This is a genomic window from Streptomyces sp. NPDC041068 (genome assembly GCF_040647455.1).
Lineage (GTDB): Bacteria > Actinomycetota > Actinomycetes > Streptomycetales > Streptomycetaceae > Streptomyces.
Genome location: NZ_JBEZCG010000049.1, coordinates 1675 through 3014, shown reverse-complemented (window position 1 = coordinate 3014; position 1340 = coordinate 1675). Strand labels below are relative to the sequence as shown.

Annotated in this window: 1 rRNA gene (running past one end of the window); it reads right to left on the bottom strand. The window is 56.9% G+C overall.

Annotation, left to right across the window (positions count from 1 at the left end):
• Positions 1–1283, bottom strand: a 23S ribosomal RNA gene (locus AB0B50_RS44560) (it extends 1600 nt beyond the left edge of the window).
• Positions 1284–1340 lie beyond the last annotated feature (57 nt).

Here is a 1340-nt window from a genome sequence, read left to right as displayed (position 1 = left end):
CTTATTGCTGGAATGACACGACTTCGGCGGTACGCTTGAGCCCCGCTACATTGTCGGCGCGGAATCACTAGACCAGTGAGCTATTACGCACTCTTTCAAGGGTGGCTGCTTCTAAGCCAACCTCCTGGTTGTCTCTGCGACTCCACATCCTTTCCCACTTAGCGTACGCTTAGGGGCCTTAGTCGATGCTCTGGGCTGTTTCCCTCTCGACCATGGAGCTTATCCCCCACAGTCTCACTGCCGCGCTCTCACTTACCGGCATTCGGAGTTTGGCTAAGGTCAGTAACCCGGTAGGGCCCATCGCCTATCCAGTGCTCTACCTCCGGCAAGAAACACACGACGCTGCACCTAAATGCATTTCGGGGAGAACCAGCTATCACGGAGTTTGATTGGCCTTTCACCCCTAACCACAGGTCATCCCCCAGGTTTTCAACCCTGGTGGGTTCGGTCCTCCACGAAGTCTTACCTCCGCTTCAACCTGCCCATGGCTAGATCACTCCGCTTCGGGTCTTGAGCGCGCTACTGAATCGCCCTATTCGGACTCGCTTTCGCTACGGCTTCCCCACACGGGTTAACCTCGCAACACACCGCAAACTCGCAGGCTCATTCTTCAAAAGGCACGCAGTCACGAGACGAAGAGCAAGCTCTCCGTCCGACGCTCCCACGGCTTGTAGGCACACGGTTTCAGGTACTATTTCACTCCGCTCCCGCGGTACTTTTCACCATTCCCTCACGGTACTATCCGCTATCGGTCACCAGGGAATATTTAGGCTTAACGGGTGGTCCCGCCAGATTCACACGGGATTTCTCGGGCCCCGTGCTACTTGGGTGTCTCTCAAACGAGCCGCTGACGTTTCGACTACGGGGGTCTTACCCTCTACGCCGGACCTTTCGCATGTCCTTCGCCTACATCAACGGTTTCTGACTCGTCCTGTTGCCGGCAGACAACAGAAGAGAGATCCCACAACCCCCACGACGCAACCCCTGCCGGGTCTCACACGTCGTAGGTTTGGCCTCATCCAGTTTCGCTCGCCACTACTCCCGGAATCACGGTTGTTTTCTCTTCCTGCGGGTACTGAGATGTTTCACTTCCCCGCGTTCCCTCCACACTGCCTATGTGTTCAGCAGCGGGTGACAGCCCATGACGACTGCCGGGTTTCCCCATTCGGAAACCCCCGGATCAAAGCCTGGTTGACGACTCCCCGGGGACTATCGTGGCCTCCCACGTCCTTCATCGGTTCCTGGTGCCAAGGCATCCACCGTGCGCCCTTAAAAACTTGGCCACAGATGCTCGCGTCCACTGTGCAGTTCTCAAACAACGACCAACCACCCATCACAGC